Here is a 17,029-nt window from a genome sequence, read left to right on the forward strand (position 1 = left end):
CGGCTCGATTGACGCGATACGAGGAGGATACGCATGCGGCTCCGAATCGGCTCGGTGATCGAAACGCACAAAAGGAGATTTCATCTATGTTCAAACGTGAAACGAAATACCCGCTCAACCTGAACCTACAATACTTCGCAGAAGGCGGAGGGGGCAGCGGTGCTAGTGATCAAGGCAGTGGACAAGAGGGCGGCGCAGACAAAGGCGCAGACAATAGCGGCCAAGGCGCGGCGGCTCCCGTCTTCACACCGGAGCAACAGGCACAGATCGACGCACTCATCAAGTCCGCTCAGGACCAAGTCCGAAACGATTATGGCAAGAAACAGAAAGAGTTGCAGACGACTATCGACCAGTTGAAGAATCAAGGGAAATCGAAGGAACAACTCGCACAGGAGGCGGAGGACAAGCTCCTCCAAGGTCAACGCGAACTGTTGTCTCAAAAGAACAAATTCCACGCGATCCAATCACTGGCGAAGGAGGGTCTTGATTCAGAACTACTCGATCTAGTCATCGTAAACGAGGGCGAGGACGAAGAAGCCCGCAACACAGCAACGGACGAACGGATCAAGACGGTCAGCGACATCATCAACCGACTCGTCACCAAGCAGGTCGAGGAGAAGATCAAGGGCGCAGGGTACAACCCGGGCAACGGCTCGGCAGGCTCTAGCGGTTCCGGCTTCAAATCCATCGCAGAGACGATTCGTGCAAACCAGATCAAAAAATAATCGAAAGAAGGTAAACCTACATGCCTACATTTAACCCAGATAACGTTTTATTGATGAACGCCCGCACGGGTAGCATCCCGACACAATTCGCATCAGAAATGATTGGCGAGGTCGTACAGAACTCTGCCGTCATGCAACTCGCTCAACTCGAGGACATGAGCCTCCCGAAGAAAGAAATCACGTACCTCGCTGAAGGCCCGGGCGCTTACTGGGTCGCAGAAGGGGAACGCATCCAGACGTCTAAGGCGACATGGTTGACTGCTGAGATGGAGGCGAAGAAACTCGGCGTCATCATCCCAGTGTCTAAGGAGTTCTTGAACTACTCGGTCTCAGACTTCTTCAACATGATCCGTCCGAAAATCGCTGAGGCGTTTTACAAGAAGTTCGACCAAGCGGCATTGTTCGGCACGCAGTCACCATATGCGGCAGGGCACTCTATCCTCGCGGCGGCTACTGCGGCAGGTAACACGGTGGCGCACGATGACGCTGAAGCGCTCTATGGTCAATTGAACGGACTCATCGGACTCGTCGAGGACAATGAAATCGATCCAGACGGTATCGCGACGGTTCGCTCGCTCAAACAGGTGTTCCGTGGAGAGCTCGACTCGACTGGTCGCCCGATCTACGTCAAAGGAGACGGTACTGCACCGGACGACATCCTCGGTTTGCCTATCGCTTACGTCAACGGCTCATCGTTCGACAAGACGAAGGCTGTCGCCATGACAGGTGACTGGGACTATGCTCGTTTCGGTATCCTCCAAGACATCCAATACTCGATCTCTGAAGAGGCGACACTCACGACTGTCGTCGATGAAGGCGGGGAGCCGCTCAACCTTTGGGAACGTGACATGTTCGCGCTTCGTGCGACGATGCATGTGGCATTCATGGTCCTCAAGGACGAGGCGTTCGCTGTACTCACTCCAGACGTGACACCATAAGGAGGTTTGACTCATGGTTGAAAAGTTAGTGATCATCAAGAAAGAAGGCAAGAAGGCGCTCGAGGTATCAGAGCGCCTTTATCGTGTGTATTACAAGGGGCTAGGCTACAAGTTGGCTGAAGCCGATGACGCTCAGGTGGTTGACGATAATGACCAAGTACCGGACGGGGACAAAGGCGACCAAGAACCCGCACTCGACGAACTCACGAAGGCGGAAATCATTAGCAAGTTGAAAGAGGGCGGCGTCGAACACAACCCACGCGACACGAAAGAGGTATTACTCAAACTGTTAGAGGGTGAATGATGTGACACTTGCAGAACTCAAGGCGCTCCTCGGCATCCCAGTCGAGGACACGAGCCAAGACATGAAACTCTCGATGTTGCTCGAGTCGGGAATCCTCGCCGCTCAGTCGTACTGTGACAAGCTCGATTTCCTCACACTCGTCGATGCGGAGACGGGTCTTCTCGTGCTCCCTGCGGCGGTCAAGCTCGGCATCTCGGACTGGGTCAAGGCGAACCAGACCATGAGCGCCCGTCAAGGTGTGACCGCTGAGTCCATCGGCGGGTTATCCCAGTCGTTCAGTGGTGACGAGACGGTCATCTATGCGACCGCTCAGAAGCACTGGGCACCGTACCATTCAGACGTGCTGTTCATGCCTGTGAGACGTCGTCATGGGCGTTAAAATCAGGCGACGCAATCCTGACCTATTGAAGGACATCGTGAAGAACGCGAAAAGCATCGATGGTCGGACATTGCGGGTCGGTGTGATGGAGGACGGGGAGCTCGGCATGATCGCCCACGTCCACGAATACGGGTGCGACATCCGTGTCACTGACAAGATGAGGGCGTATCTCTCCGCCGCGAAAGGCATCCACCTGAAGAAGTCGACGACCGTCATCCGAATACCGGAGCGGTCGTTCATTCGTGCCGGATTTAACGAGCATGAGGCAGGATGGAGACAAAAGGCGAGTGAGCTCATCAACGAGGCGGTGACCGGGAACGTCCCTGTGGACACCATGTTCGACATGCTCGGTCTGGAGCTCGCAGGAAAGATTCAAGAGTTCGCCCGTGACCTCAAGAGCCCGCCGAACAGCTCGGCGACGAAGATGCTCAAGGGTTCGGGCAATCCGTTGGTGGACACTGGTCGAATGATCGGCGCCATCAAGCACGAGGTGGACTGATATGCTATACAACTTTGCAGGTCTGATTCAAAAGTATGAGGTCAGCGTGCCTTACACGATCGAGACGGCAGGCTATCGAGACCCGGCGACGGGCAGATGGGTGGATGGTATCAAGTCCACAGCGGACAGGCTCATGGCCGTCCTACCTGCCGACAAACAGGCGGTATATGAGAGCGGCGGTCGAATCACATCGGCGAACCGCATCATTTACAGCCGCTCGGCGCTCGATGTACGAGGGAGCATCCTTTTCGAGGGTGCCCGTTGGACCATCGAGACGTATGGTGACTATACGACATATGGCGATTTCTTCCGCTATGTGGCGACGAGGGAGGCGACGGCGTGAAAACCTATGATTCTATCATTCAAGGCTTCTATGCGCCGTTACGGGGCTACCTGGGGCGTGAGGTCGTCCCTTCCAATGAGGAGGCGCCTCGCCCAGAGCTCCCGTTCTGCTCGTACAATGTCATCAACCCTCGTCTGGTGCAACATGGGCCGATGAGCGGGCATGTCGAGACGGTCGTGGACGGTGAGACCGTGACGGAACGCAAAGAGACGGACGTCGAGGTCGTGTTCTCGTTCAACTTTTTCGGACAGACGGATCTCGAGGCGATGTCTCTCGCTTCCAAGGCGGAGGAATACCTCGATTTCGTGGGCGAGTATGAGCTCAACTCGAGAGGGTTGACCGTGGTCGACATCACGAACGTCCAAGACCGCACATTGTACCTCGGCGACGCCTATGAGCATCGTGTCGGGTTCGATGTACGGTTCAGGGTGAAGGAAACGAAGGAACGTGTCGTCATCCATACGATCGATGACGCGGAGATCGAACAAATTTAATTGAGGAGGGCATCACATGGCTCTTTATAAAGACGTGAGCGTCAGCATTGACGTGTTGAAGCCATCGGGGGCGGTCACATCGACGAACGTGCTCTTGGTGGTCGAGAAGACGGGCGGTTTCGCCTACAAAGAATATTCAGGGGATGACGCACTCGCATCGGTGGAGCTTGATTTCGCTGCTACGACTGAGGCGTACAAGATGGCGGCGACTTTACTCCGTCAGAACAACCGACCTGAGAAGATCGCCATCGTCGGGTTTGACTCGGTGAGCGATTCGGCGGCCGATGTCGTCGAGGACAATCTCAATCAAGATTGGTACTATGTCGTGTTGGAATCGGCTGACACGGTCGACCAAATCGCCGTGGTGCAGAAGTTGGATGCACTCGACAACAAGGTCGCCATCCTCCGCTCGAATGCTGTGGCGGATGCTGAGGCGCTTCATGCGGCGAACATCGAACGTTACTATGTTCTCTATACGTCAGAGGCGGACGAGTACATCGATGCGGCGTTCGTTGGTCAGTTCGCGGCAGACGCGGCAGGAAGTGCGACAGCGAAGTTCAAGCAACTCGAGGGCATCACTCCGGTCGAGCTCTCGCTTGCTGATTTCAATGCATTGGAGGCGGTCAATGCATCGTCTTACGTCACGAAATTCGGCGAACCGCAGACGACTGGCTCGAAATTGGGCGGCGGCGAGTTCCTCGACGTGGTGGCAGGCAACGACTGGATGATTGCGATGCTTGAACAGCGTGTCCAAGCGCTCTACATCAAGAACCGCAAGATTTCATATACGCAGGCGGGCGCGAACATGATCGGTGCTGAGGTCGAATCGGTCATGAAGCTCGGCCTCGACAACGAGATCATCGCAACGGACGAGGCGGGCAACGGCATCTATTCGGTCGTCATCCCGGACGTACAGGCGATGACAGAGGCAGACCGTGCCTCACGTAAGCTTAAAGGCGTGAAATTCACCTACCGCTTGGCAGGAGCCATCGAAGAGGTAGACATCAAAGGACAAGTATCGTTCTAATAGGGAGGGAAAACGGACATGCCAGAATATACTTCATATAATGCCAAAGACACGACAATCACTGCAGATGGCGTCTTTTTGACTGGTTTCGCTGAGGATAAGATCGAGTTCGAGCCGAACGAGGACGGATTCGAGTACGAGGCGGGAGCGGATGGGGACTTTATCGTCTCTGAGTCAAACGACACATCTGCGACGGTCACGATCACATTGCAGGCGACATCACCGTCGAACAAGCACATGATGAACCTACTCAAGAAAAAGCAGTTCTTCCCGCTCTGGGCGGTATCAAAGCGTGGCGCACTCACGGAGAAGGCGGGCGGCAACAAGGCGCGCATCCTCAAGGGTCCTACTGGTACCCTCGGGACGACTGCGGAACCTCGTGAATACGAGATCGTGGTCTTCGACTTCGATAACAAGTACGAATAATCAATAGCAAGGGGCGGGAAATCGTCCCTTTTTTATTTGACACTAATCAAACAAACGGAGGTTTTTACCCATGTCAAAAGCATTCGAGCAACGCAAGGAAACGATCAACGGCACAGAATACGTCTTCCAGTTCCCGGGACTACGAGCGGCGAACGAAATCTCGGACCGTGCTAAGAACCAGTTCGGCGTCGTCCAACAGACGAAGATGCAGGACGAATATTTCGCACACGTCGTCGTGTCGCCTAAAGTGTCGTGGGACTATTTCGAGAACGAGAAACCAGAGGACTATGCGCAGGTCTTGAAGATCTGTAACGAGGTCTTTCAGGGACCCTTCGCGGGAAAGTAAGAGCTATTATCGAGAGAAAGCGAAACGGGACTCGCTCATCTACCGCCCGCTCCTCGCAGAAAACTGCTCCGCGACGTACACGGAGCTCAAAGAAATGACGCTCGATGAACTGTATACGCTGAACGCCGCTCTCGACCTGTACAACGAGGAAGTGAAGGCGCAGATGGAGAAGGCGAAGCGTGGCAAGAAGTAACCCGACAAAGGGGGTGGCAATATGTCAGACAACAGCACAGAGATTCAGATAGACTTCGGGGTCAGAGGGTTCGGTGACGTCAAGAAGGCGGACGATGCACTCGATGACCTCGGAGATAAGGCCAAGGTCACGGGTGACAAGATTGATGACTTCGGTGACAAGGTCAAACCCACCACGGATGATGTCGACGATCTTGGTGATAAAGCGAAAGACACAGGCGACAAGGTCGAAGGGTTCGGTGCTAAAATGGGCGCCGCCTTCGCCGCTCTCGGTGGTGCCGCCATCATCGGGCAGGTCGGGACGATGTTCTGGGAGATGGGCAACGAGTATGAAGGTGCGATGAACCAGATTGCTGCTTCGACTGGTGTAACGGGAACAGAGCTCGCAGGACTCGAAGATGTGGCCAATGATATCTATGTAAATAATTTTGGAGAGTCCTGGGATGATGTCGCGAACTCATTGGCTGCCGTAAGAAAAGCCACAGGGGCGAGCGGAGATGAATTGCAATACTTGACAGAGAGTGCAATCGGACTTCGGGACACGTTCGGTTATGACGTCACAGAGTCCGTCCGCGCTGCAGACAAGATGATGAGTAACTTCGGTATCACGGGTGAAGAGGCGTTCAACCTCATTGCACAAGGTGAAGCGGAAGGGTTAAACGTCGGCGGAGAACTTCTTGGAACGCTAGATGAATACTCCGGTTACTTCTCAGCGCTCGGGTTCAGCGCGGATGATTTCTTCGAGATGATGAAATCGGGATTAGATTCCGGTTCGTGGAACATTGATATCATTGGCGACAGCATCAAAGAATTCGGGATTCTTTCCACGACTCAGTCTGAAAAGGTAGGAGACGCTTTAAAGGCGCTCGGCTTTGATTCAGAGGAGATGATTGCGACGTTTGCCAAAGGTGGACCTGAAGCGAATGAAGCATTCGGTGAAGTCGTCAATGCACTACAAGGGGTTGAAAGTCAGGCAGACCGCAACGCGTTAGGCGTAGAGTTATTCGGTACCAAATGGGAAGACATGGGTTCAAGTGCCGTCCTAGCTCTGGGGAATACCGGAGACTTGTTCGACCAGACAAAGGGTTCGATGGATGCCATCAATGCCGTCAAATACGACACGCCGATGGAAGCACTCGCGGGAATCGGAAGACAGCTCGAGGTGAGCATTGTCCAACCGATCATGGAGAAGGTCATGCCTGCGATCAATGCGTTCGCCACATGGGCATCTGACAATATGCCGATCATCACAGCGGCAATCGGCGGGCTTGCTGTCGCCTTCGGTATTCTCGGGGCGGTCATCATGTTCACGGTCGTACCTGCCGTATGGGCCATGATGGCGCCGTTTTTGCCAGTTATCGCTGTTGCTCTTTTAATCGGAGCGGTCGCAGGGGTCATCATCTGGGCATGGCAAGAATTTGATTTAAGCTGGCAGAAAATCTGGACAAGCATATCGACATGGGCAATTGATACATGGACCATGCTGTCCGGTTGGTTTGTCACTGGATGGAATTACCTTGTTGAAACCGGTAAGACATTATGGTCAGATTTTATGAATGCTCTCAATCAAATTTGGACAGGAATTGTCAATTTTGCTATTGAATTGTGGACTAGTTTCACTACCTTCCTTTCTGAAATGTGGTCTGGGCTCATTTTGCTCGGAACGACTTTATGGGAAGGATTCAAAACGACTGTATCAACAATTTTCACAAATTTACTCACGACTGCACTTGAAATCTGGGAGTCCATAAAGACAGGTATTTCAACGGCAATCGAGTCAGCATACACGGCTGTGACTACCACGGTCGGAAATATTTATGACACGATCGTCGAAGGATTCAACAGCGCAGTCGAGTTCGTCCTTGGACTCGGTCAAACCTTTTACGATGCGGGTGCCGGATTGATCGGGCAGATGATCGAGGGGATTTCTTCGATGGTCGGCAAGGTCACAGAGACGATTTCAGGAGTCGCGGAGACCATTCGGGAATACCTCCCGTTCTCACCTGCCAAAGTGGGACCACTGTCCGACCTCGACCATCTCGATTTCGGTGGCCCGATTCAGGACAGCATCATCAAGGCGACGCCGAACGTGCAAAACTCGATGGGCACGATGTTCACGGGTACGACTTCATACGAACGCGCGAGCATCGCACCGATGGCATCAAGCTCGAATTCATCGAGCACGTCGAACAACAGCTCGAACAATAGTAATGCGATTACCATCAATATCAACGGCGCACAGAGCCCACGAGAGACCGGGCAGGCGGTGCGCGACGTCCTAGAGGACTTGTTCGCATCATATGGACGAGTAAGTCCACGGACGACGGAGGTGTAACATGGCGAAACTAGGAAGCTATAACATCGGTGTCACCAGTGAAAGCTCCGACTTCGCCGTCGAAGCAACCTCTCATCCGGTGGAGAAGGGTGTGAACATCACTGACCACGTCAAACGTGAGCTCGAAACCTTCTCCATCACTGGAAAGGTCACAGGTGTCAACGCACCGAAGGCGGAAGCCTATTTCAAGAATCAGATGTACAGCGGGAAGCCAGTCGTTTATATCGGACGGACACGTCTGAAAAACGTCATCATCTTGGACTTCAAAAAGACGGAGCACGGACGGATCGCGAACGGATTCGAGTTCTCGGTGACATTGCAAGAGGTGCGCATCGCGAAGTCGAGCGTTGTCCGCAAGTCGACCCAAAGCAAAGGGACACAGCAGAAGAAACCGACCTCGAAACCTGCGACGAAGAACACGTATTATGTCGTAAAGAAAGGTGATACCCTGTGGGCTATCGCGAAACGATACTATGGCACGCCTGACTACCGCACCATCTTCAAGGCGAACCGGAACATCATCCGAAATCCTGACTTGATCTATCCCGGGCAAAAGTTACTAATTCCAAAACGATAAGGAGTGAGGCAATTGCAAGATAACCTGTATTACATCGAAATCGACAAGGACCTCATCCCTTATCGTTTCGACATCACACTTGGGAACTCGGTGTATTTCATGGAGTTCCGTTACAATCGTACATTCGACTTTTTCACGGTCGACCTATTGAACGAGGCGGAGGAGCCGCTCGTTTTCGGCGAACCGCTCGTCTATGGCAAGCAATTGTTCGAGGACATGGATGACATCCGGTTCCCCGTGAGTCGTCTGGTGCCGCTTGACCTCTCCGGGGTCGAAAGTCGGATCACGTTCGACAACCTGAACAAGACAGTATTCCTCTATGACCTCTCAGAGACGAACACGCCAGAGGAAGGTGAGGCGACATGACGACGACGTTCGGACGTGTGACCCGCATCGAGGTCGACAATGACGTGAGGATGTCAATGAAGGACTTGGACATCGAGTTCGAGGTCGAGTTCGACGACGACACGAACCCGAACGAGTCCATCATCAAGGTCTTCAACCTCTCGAAGTCGACCCTCAGCAAGATCAACCGAAACGACAAGGTCGGCATCGTCGCAGGATATGAGACGGACGGGTCAGGGTACATCCTGAACTCCCGCGTCTCATCGATACGCAGTGAATGGGAGGGTGTCGACCGCGTGACCCGCATCACGGTCATCGATGGTCCAGACCTCTCGAACAAAAAGACGAAGAAAAAGACATACGGGAAGAACGTCAAGGCGTCACAAATCCTCAAGGACTTGGTGCCGCTCCTAGGCGTGCCCACAGGTAAGATCAACTTGCCGAAAGACGTGTCCTATCCGAAAGGGTACACGGTCAACGAGAAGGTGGTCGAAGAGGTCGAGAAACTAGCGAAGGCGTGCGGCGCAGCTTTCTTCATTCATAAGCAACGCCTTTATATCTGTCGCATTGCAGACGCCGCCTCGTCGACACGATTCACCTTATCGAGTGACACGGGGCTCATCGGTAGCCCAGAACCCTATGAGAACGACGGCGAGCGGGGCTATAAGGTGAAATGCCTGCTTCAATACCGCATCTCAACAGCTTCACTCATCACGATCAAAAGCAAGACGGCGAACGGGCAGTTTCGTGTCCGTCGCGGCAGACACATCAAAAACGGGTCGGACTTCATCACAGAGATCGAGGTGGTCAAAGCATGAGCAAAGGTCTGAACATGCTGAACGACTTTATCGAGGAAAAGCTCTACAACCTGCATACGGCGACCGTCGCAAAGGTCGTCAAGGTCAACAGCGGCAGTTACGACGTCCAACCGCTCATCATGACGAAAGAGTTTGACGAGTCGCGGGGGGAGCGCATGCCGCTCCTCATCAATGTGCCCGCCCTTAGTCAAAAGGTATTTTTGGACGGCGTGCGGAAGACGCTGACGCCTGCCTATCAGGTCGGGGACGTCGTGTTCATCAGTTTCGGAGAGCGGGCGATCGATTATGCAATCACAGGACGGGAGGCACTGCCTGCCGATTTCAGACGGCACAGCCTGAACGATGCGGTCATCTTGGGGGTGTTTAGATGAAAGATTTGAAATTGAAGGATGGCGACCTCGTCATCTGGGAGAATGATGTCTCGCTCGTCGACGGTAAGGAAGAGGTGGCGCAGTCGCTACTCAATGCGGTCGGCACGAACATCGGAGAATTTCAGCTCGAGCCCGACATGGGCATCGAGTTTTTCAATATACTCGGCAAGGGCGTCACGAAAGAGGACATCCAAGCGGAGGTTTTTGCGGGACTATCGCAAGAGGAACGGGTCGAGACGGTCGACGAAATCAGCGTCAGCATCGACTCATTGGAACGAAAGACGTCCATCGACTTCACAGTCACGACGGTCGAGGGCGACATCATAGAGAGCGAGGTGGATTATAGTGCTTGATGAAAAAGGATTCAAACGGATGACCTATGACGAGATCCTGACAGAGCTCGAGAATCGGGCGAAATCTCAGTTCGGGCAAGACTTGAACGTCGGGCGCCTGTCCGTCATGGGCATCTTGTTGCGGGTGATCGCTTGGTTCATTGGTCTCACTTGGCAACTCGCTGAGGCGGTCTATCTGTCGGCGTTTATCTCGACCGCGACGGGCGTCAATATCGACCGTCTGGCGAAATTGCTCGGTATCACGAGACGACAGGCGGCTCCCGCTTTCGGCACGGTGACAATCACAGGACTCCCGAACAAGCTCATCGAAATCGGCACGAAGATCCGTGGCCCGAAAGAGGATGACCCGATCTATCAGACCGTCGCAGACTTGACTCTGGACGGCGCAGGGAATGGCTCTGTCGGCATCGAGGCGCTCGAGGCGGGTGTCGGGTCCAATGTACTGGCGAACACGCTCACAGAGCTCGTGGAGCCTGACCTCGACATCTACACCGTCACGAACACGGAACCCATCATGAACGGCGTGAACACCGAAACCGATCAAGAGCTCCGTGAACGATACGAAGATTCGCTATCGACTGGAGGGGCGTCGACACTTGAAGCGTTACGGGCATCTTTGCTCGGCGTCAGCGGCGTCCAGACCGTGCTCATCGAAGAAAATGACACGATGACGGAACTCAACAGCATCCCTCCGAAATCCTTCTCGGCGCTCGTATACGGCGGTAGTGACCAAGACGTCGCAGAGGCCATCTATTCGGTCAAACCTGCGGGCATCCGGTCATACGGCACGACAGAGGTCGTCGTCGAGGACAGCATCGGCGGGACGCACACCATCGGATTCGAGCGAGCGGAGGTCGTACCGATCTACGTGAACGTTACATTGTCGACAAACGAGTTTTTCCCGGTCGACGGCATGGACAAGGTCCAGACGAACATCATCAAATATATTGGTGGTATCGATGCGGACGAGACCGTGTTCAACGGTCTGGGGCTAGGCGACGATGTCATCTATACACGCATCATCTCGGCCGCCCATGCGGTGCAAGGAATCGATGACGTGACCGTGGAGCTCGGCACGAGTGAGAACCCGGTCGGAACCTCGAACATCGCCATCACGAACCGTCAAGTCGCGTTGACGGATGCGGACAAGGTGGTCGTCTCATGAGTGTGAAAAACAAGATGATTAAGATGCTGACGGACGTGTTTGACAAGAGTGAGGACAGCAACATCGCGAAACTCATCACCATCGTCGCCGAACAGTTGGATCGCTTGAACGACACGCTTCGGACGGTGAACGACTGGCGTGACATCGACAACGCTAAAGGCACGACGCTCGACCTGATCGGCGTGAACCTCGGTGAGGCTCGTGACGGACGTGACGATGATGCCTATCGCGACTTTTTGAAGACCGCCATCAAGGCGACCATCTCGAAGGGTGATATGGAGTCAGTCCTCTCGATGGGTAAGGTGCTCTATCAGGATGACATCGTGAACATCATCGAGACGTGGGCGTCAGAACGTTATGACTTTGAACCTGCCGGACTCGTGATGCAGATCGAGAACACGCGGGACGAAGGAATTCTATTGAACTATCAAATCTTGAAGCGGGTTATGGCCGCAGGCGTGCGCCTCTATATCGAGGTCTATCAACCTCGGTCTCGCATTCAGTTCGAGTCGGACGTCATCGACATGGAGACACGGAGCGTCATGCTCGGTCTCTACCAAGCAGGCAGTCAAAATATTACGGGGGTGATTCGAGGATGATACTCATTCAACCGAACACGATGGACGAGATTCAACAGTTTTTCGCAGATATGCCAGACTTCGCGCGTTTGCACATTCAAGGAGAGGGGACGCTCGACGTCGCCATCTACAAGATTGAACGGAGCGGGAACCTCGTCTCTATCTGGACACGCATCCCGACGGGCGTCCAGACCGTCACAAAGATCCAAATCATCCACAAAAACGGGTCGGTCATGCTCGAGCGAAACGCTCCATTGACAAAACCCGAATCACGGAACGTCTATACACGTTTTGAATTTGAAATCACGGAGGTGCCTGCAGAATGACAGACTATAATATTGATTTTAAGGACCATAAAGTCCAATTTCCGAACCGTTTCAAACAGGTTCAAGTATCTCCCGGTGTCGTCGACCTCATCCCGACATGGATCGAGAACCCGTCAGAAGTCATCGAGGAAGGGACGCCCGTCAACGCGGACCTGTTCGACAAGTTACGGGCGAACGTGACCCGTCGCTCTGAGACGTTCGCGGCGACAGCAGGACAGACGGTGTTCAACCTGACGAGCGCCTACATCATCGACCAAGGACGCATTGACGTCTACATCTCAGGGGGCAAACAGCGTTCGGGTGTCGACTTCACGGAGACATCCCCGACATCGTTCACGCTTTCAGAGGGATTGGATGCAGGGACCATCGTCGAGGCGGTCTATTTCAGCGCCTCGCAGGCGTTGTCAGAGGACTTGATCGAGCAGGTGCAGGCGGCAGAAGCGGCGACCATCGCGGCAAATGAAGCGACAGCGGACGCCATCAATGCGACGGAGGCGGCTCTCACAGCCAACCTCATCTGGAAGGAACCCGTCAACAACTTGACGGCGTTGAACGCTCTCTCAAACCCACAGACCCGCGACACACGACAGACGAAGGACACGGGCAATGTGTACCGCTATGACGGTAGTGCTTGGGTGCTCATCCAGACGATGGACCCGAACGCAATCACCGCACTCGATACGCGACTTACGTCGCAGTTGGCGGATATTGAGACACAGACAACCACACAAATCAACGCAGTAAACGAGGATTTGCAGACGAGTAAGACTGAGTTTGACGCAGATATCCAAACGGCACGCACCGAACAAATTAACCCGACGCGAATTGATTTAAACAGTATTCCGTCATCCAAGCTAAAAATTGCCGCAGACGCAGATCGCATCAAACTCGCCAACCTGTCTGACGAAGTGTTGCAAGCGATGGCGGGTAACACTTCGGTAAACGTGACCCCATCCGCCGGAAGTGTGACGACCGAAAAAGTAGCGACAGGGGCAGTCACACCCGATAAGACGAGCTTTGCTAAAACGGTTTTAGCAACACAAAACCTTTTTAACAAAGATGGTGTTCTAACAAATGGCTACAACTTAGACAGCACGAACGGGTCACTATATGTCAAAGCAGACTGGAGTGTGTCTGATTTTATCGAGGTAAAACCGAACACAACTTACACCGCGAACAATACAGATCGCATCGTTGAATACAATGCGGGCAAAGTATTTGTAAAAACTGTGCTTGCGCCGACGAAAACAATCACGACAGGTGCGACTGCAAAATACGTCCGAATCTCTGCCGCAAATACGAATATCGCTACATTGATGTTGGTAGAAGGTAACACTGTCCCGACACAGTATCAACCATATGATATGCAGGTATTGATCGAAAAACTGAGATTGGATGAAGTCGCCGTGAAGTCTTTGTTTTTTGAGGGCGACAAGCTGAAAGGTTCGCTAAAAGTCGATATGAATAATGTGGCCTTTTTGTATCGTGACTCTGTCAACCTCTTCGACAAGTCACGCATCACGGCAGACGCTCGGCTGAACACAAACGGGACAACGACAGCGCGAAACGACTACAACATTTCAGATTTTATCGAGATTACACCGAACACGCAGTATGCGTACTCATACGCGGTCGAGGTCGTTGAATACGACGCAAATAAACAGTATATTCGCGGGGTGTCGGGTGCGACGACCATGACGACAAGTGCGAACGCGGCATTCGTCAAACATTCAATCTACGATCCGCATTTAGACGTGTTTATGTTTGTTCAAGGGACTTCCGTCCCTGCCGACTATGTACCTTACGACGTATACTCATTTAGCGACACGATTAAAGTAGCTAAAGAAACACAACGTTATGAGGGTAAAACATGGAACGTATTAGGTGATAGCATCACCAACCGACCGGCGTATTCGTATTGGACGGTGTTGCGTCAAAGACTTGGCTTCGCTCAGGTCAACAACTATGGTGTCAGCGGTTCATCTATCGCCGTTCGCGCGGGTCGTACTGACTCGATGGTCGAGCGCTATTCGAGCATGGTTGACGCAGATGTTATCACGCTTCTTGGCGGTACCAACGATTTTGGGAGTAACGTACCTCTCGGAACGATGGCAGACCGCGTGAACACGACATTTTACGGCGCTTGCCACATCTTGTTGAGCGGACTCGTTACCAAGTATCCGACAAAAACGCTTGCGGTGTTCACGACCATCCCGCGCTACAATATGCAGGAAACGAACGGACAAGGGTTGTACGTCCACGACTATATGGACGCACTTCGTGAGGTCGCAGGATTTTACGGGATTGCGAGTTTTGACATTTTGCGTAACTCGCAAATCAAAGCGTACAACGAGACCGCGAAAACGGCTTACATCCCGGATGGTTTGCACCCGAATGATGCAGGATATGATTTACTGGCAGCTCAAATGTTACCGTTGATGGAAGGTCTGTAAGTAATCTATAGCGTTATTGGGTCAGATAGCGATGAAAAGATAGGAGGTATAATCCATGATCAAAGGAAAAATGTTAAATCTATCAAATAGTAAAAAGATTGATAAAAGTAAACTGACTAAAGATGCTGCAAAACTGATTAGTAAATGATTAGATTGTAATTACCACTCCAAGATAATTATAATAATGACGTTGTAATTATCTTGGAGGTGAATGTAAATGAAAGTTCATGGCAGTGGTTTTCCGACGCCAAACATAATGGAATTTGAAATTAGTCGTAAAATCAGATTCGTTTCAATGTGTAATATATCACCAGAGCACAATCAACTTTTCCGGATAGGAACAATGGGCGTTGAAAGGCAAATTATCTCAGAAGGTATTTCCATCGAGTCTTTGCCAAAACTAAATGCCATTATCAGTGACCAAAAGATGATAACCTTTGAACTTGACGAAGAAGCAGGTGGTTATCGAACAAACTTAGTTTTTTATCCTATTAATTTTTGGATAGAGAATCAATGGTCTGATTATGCAATATTAGCTTCGGTTCTAGAAGAATATTGTCATCATTTCTGGAATATTGAAGATGAGGCACTGGTTAAACGTAAAGTGGTCGATATTATGAACAGTCACATTTTTAATAGAGAATCTCAGGTGACTCTAGATCAAGTTTATAATATTAAATGGATAGAGGAATACGAGTACAGAAGAGACAATGGACTTGATTTGACAGACATGCACTAAAATTATTTAACGTAATTAATTTCTCTCAGAAGCGCTCCCTCGGGGCGCTTTTTCATTGTCCGTCACCGTCTCAAAAGGAGGGTCACACTCATGCACACGACACACCCCGTGACCCCACACAACAAGGAGGTCAATCATGCGTACACTAAACATCATCGAGGGCGGCATTGCCGCCATTGCAACCATCGTCACAGGGATGTTAGGGGGCTGGGACGTGGCGATTAAACTGCTCGTCACGCTCATCGTCATCGACTATGTCACCGGCTTCCTCGCCGCTGCCAAACACAAACGTCTCAACTCGGACGTCATGTGGTGGGGCGGCATCCGCAAGGGTGTCGTCTTTTTGGTCATCATCGTCGCCGTACTGCTCGATGAGATGCTCAACAACAGCCATCCCGTCATGCGGACGCTCGTCATCTATTACTACATCGCCCGCGAGGGGTTATCCGTCACGGAGAATTGTGCGCTTTTAGGCGTGCCACTCCCTGACAAGCTCGTCGAGGTACTCTCGCAACTACAAGGCGACAAGGAAGAACCGACCATCGACCGCATCGCCCAAGATGTCGCACCAGAGGACGAACAGGTCAAGCCGGTCAGCCGCGAGGTGCCGATTGACACAGAGTTAGCCGAGAAGGAAATCATCGCCACGAAGGAGGAAGAGAAATGACCGAGAAAGCCATTTTACCACTCAACAATGCACGGATCACGGCAGGGTACAAAAACGCCCTCTATCGTCAGAAGATGGGCTTTGCACACTTTGGTACTGACATGGCAGACCTCAACCGCAAAGACTTTGCCGTATACGCTCCGTTTAAGATGAAAGTGGTCGCCGTCGGATATGACAACCTCATGGGCGGTTCCCTCATCGCCGTCAGTGTCAATCCTGTCGACGTGCACTACGGACCGAAGAAAGGCGCGCGTCGCCTCGTCGTCCGCATGGCGCATCTAGCGAAGACGTATGTCAAAGCGGGGGATATCGTTGCACCAGAAGACACGAATATTGCTGACTATGGTTCGACCGGGAAGTATGGCGGCTCTGCCCACCTGCATATCGAGATTGATACGGATATCGCATATCCGCAGTACAGCCCGTCCCTTTCACGCTCCTCGAACATCTGGAAGGCGGGGCGCGATTCAACAATCAACCCGATGGACGTGTTCAAAGTCGATGCTTCTGGCCAACGAGGTTACAAGCAATCGTTCAGCCATGCCAAATCTTCTGGCGCTTGGGTACAACCCGATGACAAGACGACGGTCGACCTCGATGGGAAGATCGTCAAAGCAAAAGGTGTATGA

At 52.4% G+C, this 17,029-nt stretch carries 23 protein-coding genes; all 23 read left to right on the forward strand.

Features of this window, described 5'->3' with window-relative positions:
* The first annotated feature begins 8 nt into the window (after positions 1 to 8).
* The 23 genes from LCM29_RS03820 to LCM29_RS03930 all read left to right on the forward strand — a co-directional run bounded on the left by LCM29_RS03820 (position 9) and on the right by LCM29_RS03930 (position 17,029).
* On the forward strand, positions 9 to 725 hold the full coding sequence (locus LCM29_RS03820; protein ID WP_224860971.1) for a DUF4355 domain-containing protein: 717 nt from the start codon (positions 9 to 11) through the stop codon (positions 723 to 725).
* Between the two features lie 20 nt (positions 726 to 745).
* On the forward strand, positions 746 to 1,663 hold the full coding sequence (locus tag LCM29_RS03825; protein WP_224860973.1) for a phage major capsid protein: 918 nt from the start codon (positions 746 to 748) through the stop codon (positions 1,661 to 1,663).
* 13 nt (positions 1,664 to 1,676) lie between these two features.
* Positions 1,677 to 1,967 carry a hypothetical protein gene (locus LCM29_RS03830; protein ID WP_224860976.1) on the forward strand — a complete coding sequence of 97 codons (291 nt, stop codon included), beginning with the start codon at positions 1,677 to 1,679 and terminating at the stop codon, positions 1,965 to 1,967.
* A gap of 1 nt (position 1,968) precedes the next feature.
* The gene (locus LCM29_RS03835; RefSeq protein ID WP_224860978.1) at positions 1,969 to 2,346 is read left to right on the forward strand and encodes a hypothetical protein; all 378 of its coding nucleotides are present in this window, start codon (positions 1,969 to 1,971) and stop codon (positions 2,344 to 2,346) included.
* Positions 2,336 to 2,845, forward strand: coding sequence for a hypothetical protein (locus LCM29_RS03840; protein ID WP_224860980.1), 510 nt, complete (start codon positions 2,336 to 2,338; stop codon positions 2,843 to 2,845). Before LCM29_RS03835 ends, LCM29_RS03840 begins: the two co-directional genes overlap by 11 nt.
* Before the next feature lies 1 nt (position 2,846).
* The gene (locus LCM29_RS03845) at positions 2,847 to 3,188 is read left to right on the forward strand and encodes a hypothetical protein (RefSeq protein ID WP_224860982.1); all 342 of its coding nucleotides are present in this window, start codon (positions 2,847 to 2,849) and stop codon (positions 3,186 to 3,188) included.
* Positions 3,185 to 3,682, forward strand: a complete 498-nt coding sequence (locus tag LCM29_RS03850) for an LIC_12616 family protein (RefSeq protein ID WP_224860983.1) — start codon at positions 3,185 to 3,187, stop codon at positions 3,680 to 3,682. The genes LCM29_RS03845 and LCM29_RS03850 overlap by 4 nt, the downstream gene beginning before the upstream one ends.
* Positions 3,683 to 3,698: 16 nt before the next feature.
* The gene (locus LCM29_RS03855) at positions 3,699 to 4,709 is read left to right on the forward strand and encodes a DUF3383 family protein (protein WP_224860985.1); all 1,011 of its coding nucleotides are present in this window, start codon (positions 3,699 to 3,701) and stop codon (positions 4,707 to 4,709) included.
* A gap of 18 nt (positions 4,710 to 4,727) precedes the next feature.
* Complete coding sequence (locus LCM29_RS03860) at positions 4,728 to 5,135, forward strand: phage structural protein (protein ID WP_224860987.1); 408 nt, start codon at positions 4,728 to 4,730, stop codon at positions 5,133 to 5,135.
* Positions 5,136 to 5,205: 70 nt separating this feature from the next.
* Positions 5,206 to 5,481, forward strand: a complete 276-nt coding sequence (locus LCM29_RS03865) for a hypothetical protein (protein WP_224860989.1) — start codon at positions 5,206 to 5,208, stop codon at positions 5,479 to 5,481.
* Positions 5,482 to 5,695: 214 nt separating this feature from the next.
* Positions 5,696 to 8,008 carry a phage tail tape measure protein gene (locus LCM29_RS03870; RefSeq protein ID WP_224860991.1) on the forward strand — a complete coding sequence of 771 codons (2,313 nt, stop codon included), beginning with the start codon at positions 5,696 to 5,698 and terminating at the stop codon, positions 8,006 to 8,008.
* Between the two features lies 1 nt (position 8,009).
* A complete protein-coding gene (locus LCM29_RS03875; protein WP_224860993.1) occupies positions 8,010 to 8,585 on the forward strand; it encodes a LysM peptidoglycan-binding domain-containing protein in 576 nt (191 codons plus the stop codon).
* 12 nt (positions 8,586 to 8,597) lie between these two features.
* Entirely contained in the window at positions 8,598 to 8,951 is a 354-nt protein-coding gene (locus tag LCM29_RS03880) for a phage baseplate plug protein (RefSeq protein ID WP_224860995.1), read from the forward strand.
* Entirely contained in the window at positions 8,948 to 9,748 is an 801-nt protein-coding gene (locus tag LCM29_RS03885) for a phage protein (RefSeq protein ID WP_224860998.1), read from the forward strand. Before LCM29_RS03880 ends, LCM29_RS03885 begins: the two co-directional genes overlap by 4 nt.
* On the forward strand, positions 9,745 to 10,119 hold the full coding sequence (locus LCM29_RS03890) for a Gp138 family membrane-puncturing spike protein (protein WP_224861000.1): 375 nt from the start codon (positions 9,745 to 9,747) through the stop codon (positions 10,117 to 10,119). The genes LCM29_RS03885 and LCM29_RS03890 overlap by 4 nt, the downstream gene beginning before the upstream one ends.
* Complete coding sequence (locus LCM29_RS03895; RefSeq protein WP_224861002.1) at positions 10,116 to 10,472, forward strand: DUF2634 domain-containing protein; 357 nt, start codon at positions 10,116 to 10,118, stop codon at positions 10,470 to 10,472. The genes LCM29_RS03890 and LCM29_RS03895 overlap by 4 nt, the downstream gene beginning before the upstream one ends.
* Positions 10,465 to 11,637: a baseplate J/gp47 family protein gene (locus LCM29_RS03900; protein ID WP_224861003.1), complete on the forward strand. Its 1,173-nt coding sequence runs from the start codon at positions 10,465 to 10,467 to the stop codon at positions 11,635 to 11,637. The genes LCM29_RS03895 and LCM29_RS03900 overlap by 8 nt, the downstream gene beginning before the upstream one ends.
* The gene (locus LCM29_RS03905; protein ID WP_224861005.1) at positions 11,634 to 12,236 is read left to right on the forward strand and encodes a hypothetical protein; all 603 of its coding nucleotides are present in this window, start codon (positions 11,634 to 11,636) and stop codon (positions 12,234 to 12,236) included. Before LCM29_RS03900 ends, LCM29_RS03905 begins: the two co-directional genes overlap by 4 nt.
* Complete coding sequence (locus LCM29_RS03910; RefSeq protein WP_224861007.1) at positions 12,233 to 12,541, forward strand: hypothetical protein; 309 nt, start codon at positions 12,233 to 12,235, stop codon at positions 12,539 to 12,541. Before LCM29_RS03905 ends, LCM29_RS03910 begins: the two co-directional genes overlap by 4 nt.
* A complete protein-coding gene (locus tag LCM29_RS03915; RefSeq protein WP_224861009.1) occupies positions 12,538 to 14,994 on the forward strand; it encodes an SGNH/GDSL hydrolase family protein in 2,457 nt (818 codons plus the stop codon). Before LCM29_RS03910 ends, LCM29_RS03915 begins: the two co-directional genes overlap by 4 nt.
* Before the next feature lie 217 nt (positions 14,995 to 15,211).
* On the forward strand, positions 15,212 to 15,733 hold the full coding sequence (locus LCM29_RS03920) for a hypothetical protein (protein WP_224861011.1): 522 nt from the start codon (positions 15,212 to 15,214) through the stop codon (positions 15,731 to 15,733).
* Between the two features lie 136 nt (positions 15,734 to 15,869).
* The gene (locus tag LCM29_RS03925; RefSeq protein ID WP_224861013.1) at positions 15,870 to 16,400 is read left to right on the forward strand and encodes a holin family protein; all 531 of its coding nucleotides are present in this window, start codon (positions 15,870 to 15,872) and stop codon (positions 16,398 to 16,400) included.
* Positions 16,397 to 17,029, forward strand: a complete 633-nt coding sequence (locus LCM29_RS03930; protein ID WP_224861015.1) for a M23 family metallopeptidase — start codon at positions 16,397 to 16,399, stop codon at positions 17,027 to 17,029. Before LCM29_RS03925 ends, LCM29_RS03930 begins: the two co-directional genes overlap by 4 nt.

The organism is Exiguobacterium aestuarii, from assembly GCF_020171655.1.
Taxonomy (GTDB): Bacteria; Bacillota; Bacilli; order Exiguobacteriales; family Exiguobacteriaceae; genus Exiguobacterium; species Exiguobacterium aestuarii_A.

What these genes read in the sequence shown, in the direction of transcription:
- LCM29_RS03865 (WP_224860989.1), top strand. Translation starts at nt 5,206, where the DNA reads ATGTCAAAAGCATTCGAGCAACGCAAGGAAACGATCAACGGCACAGAA.
- LCM29_RS03925 (WP_224861013.1), top strand. Translation starts at nt 15,870, where the DNA reads ATGCGTACACTAAACATCATCGAGGGCGGCATTGCCGCCATTGCAACC.
- LCM29_RS03870 (WP_224860991.1), top strand. Translation starts at nt 5,696, where the DNA reads ATGTCAGACAACAGCACAGAGATTCAGATAGACTTCGGGGTCAGAGGG.
- LCM29_RS03920 (WP_224861011.1), top strand. Translation starts at nt 15,212, where the DNA reads ATGAAAGTTCATGGCAGTGGTTTTCCGACGCCAAACATAATGGAATTT.
- LCM29_RS03825 (WP_224860973.1), top strand. Translation starts at nt 746, where the DNA reads ATGCCTACATTTAACCCAGATAACGTTTTATTGATGAACGCCCGCACG.
- LCM29_RS03915 (WP_224861009.1), top strand. Translation starts at nt 12,538, where the DNA reads ATGACAGACTATAATATTGATTTTAAGGACCATAAAGTCCAATTTCCG.
- LCM29_RS03840 (WP_224860980.1), top strand. Translation starts at nt 2,336, where the DNA reads ATGGGCGTTAAAATCAGGCGACGCAATCCTGACCTATTGAAGGACATC.
- LCM29_RS03930 (WP_224861015.1), top strand. Translation starts at nt 16,397, where the DNA reads ATGACCGAGAAAGCCATTTTACCACTCAACAATGCACGGATCACGGCA.
- LCM29_RS03830 (WP_224860976.1), top strand. Translation starts at nt 1,677, where the DNA reads ATGGTTGAAAAGTTAGTGATCATCAAGAAAGAAGGCAAGAAGGCGCTC.
- LCM29_RS03845 (WP_224860982.1), top strand. Translation starts at nt 2,847, where the DNA reads ATGCTATACAACTTTGCAGGTCTGATTCAAAAGTATGAGGTCAGCGTG.
- LCM29_RS03875 (WP_224860993.1), top strand. Translation starts at nt 8,010, where the DNA reads ATGGCGAAACTAGGAAGCTATAACATCGGTGTCACCAGTGAAAGCTCC.
- LCM29_RS03910 (WP_224861007.1), top strand. Translation starts at nt 12,233, where the DNA reads ATGATACTCATTCAACCGAACACGATGGACGAGATTCAACAGTTTTTC.
- LCM29_RS03890 (WP_224861000.1), top strand. Translation starts at nt 9,745, where the DNA reads ATGAGCAAAGGTCTGAACATGCTGAACGACTTTATCGAGGAAAAGCTC.
- LCM29_RS03905 (WP_224861005.1), top strand. Translation starts at nt 11,634, where the DNA reads ATGAGTGTGAAAAACAAGATGATTAAGATGCTGACGGACGTGTTTGAC.
- LCM29_RS03895 (WP_224861002.1), top strand. Translation starts at nt 10,116, where the DNA reads ATGAAAGATTTGAAATTGAAGGATGGCGACCTCGTCATCTGGGAGAAT.
- LCM29_RS03860 (WP_224860987.1), top strand. Translation starts at nt 4,728, where the DNA reads ATGCCAGAATATACTTCATATAATGCCAAAGACACGACAATCACTGCA.
- LCM29_RS03855 (WP_224860985.1), top strand. Translation starts at nt 3,699, where the DNA reads ATGGCTCTTTATAAAGACGTGAGCGTCAGCATTGACGTGTTGAAGCCA.
- LCM29_RS03885 (WP_224860998.1), top strand. Translation starts at nt 8,948, where the DNA reads ATGACGACGACGTTCGGACGTGTGACCCGCATCGAGGTCGACAATGAC.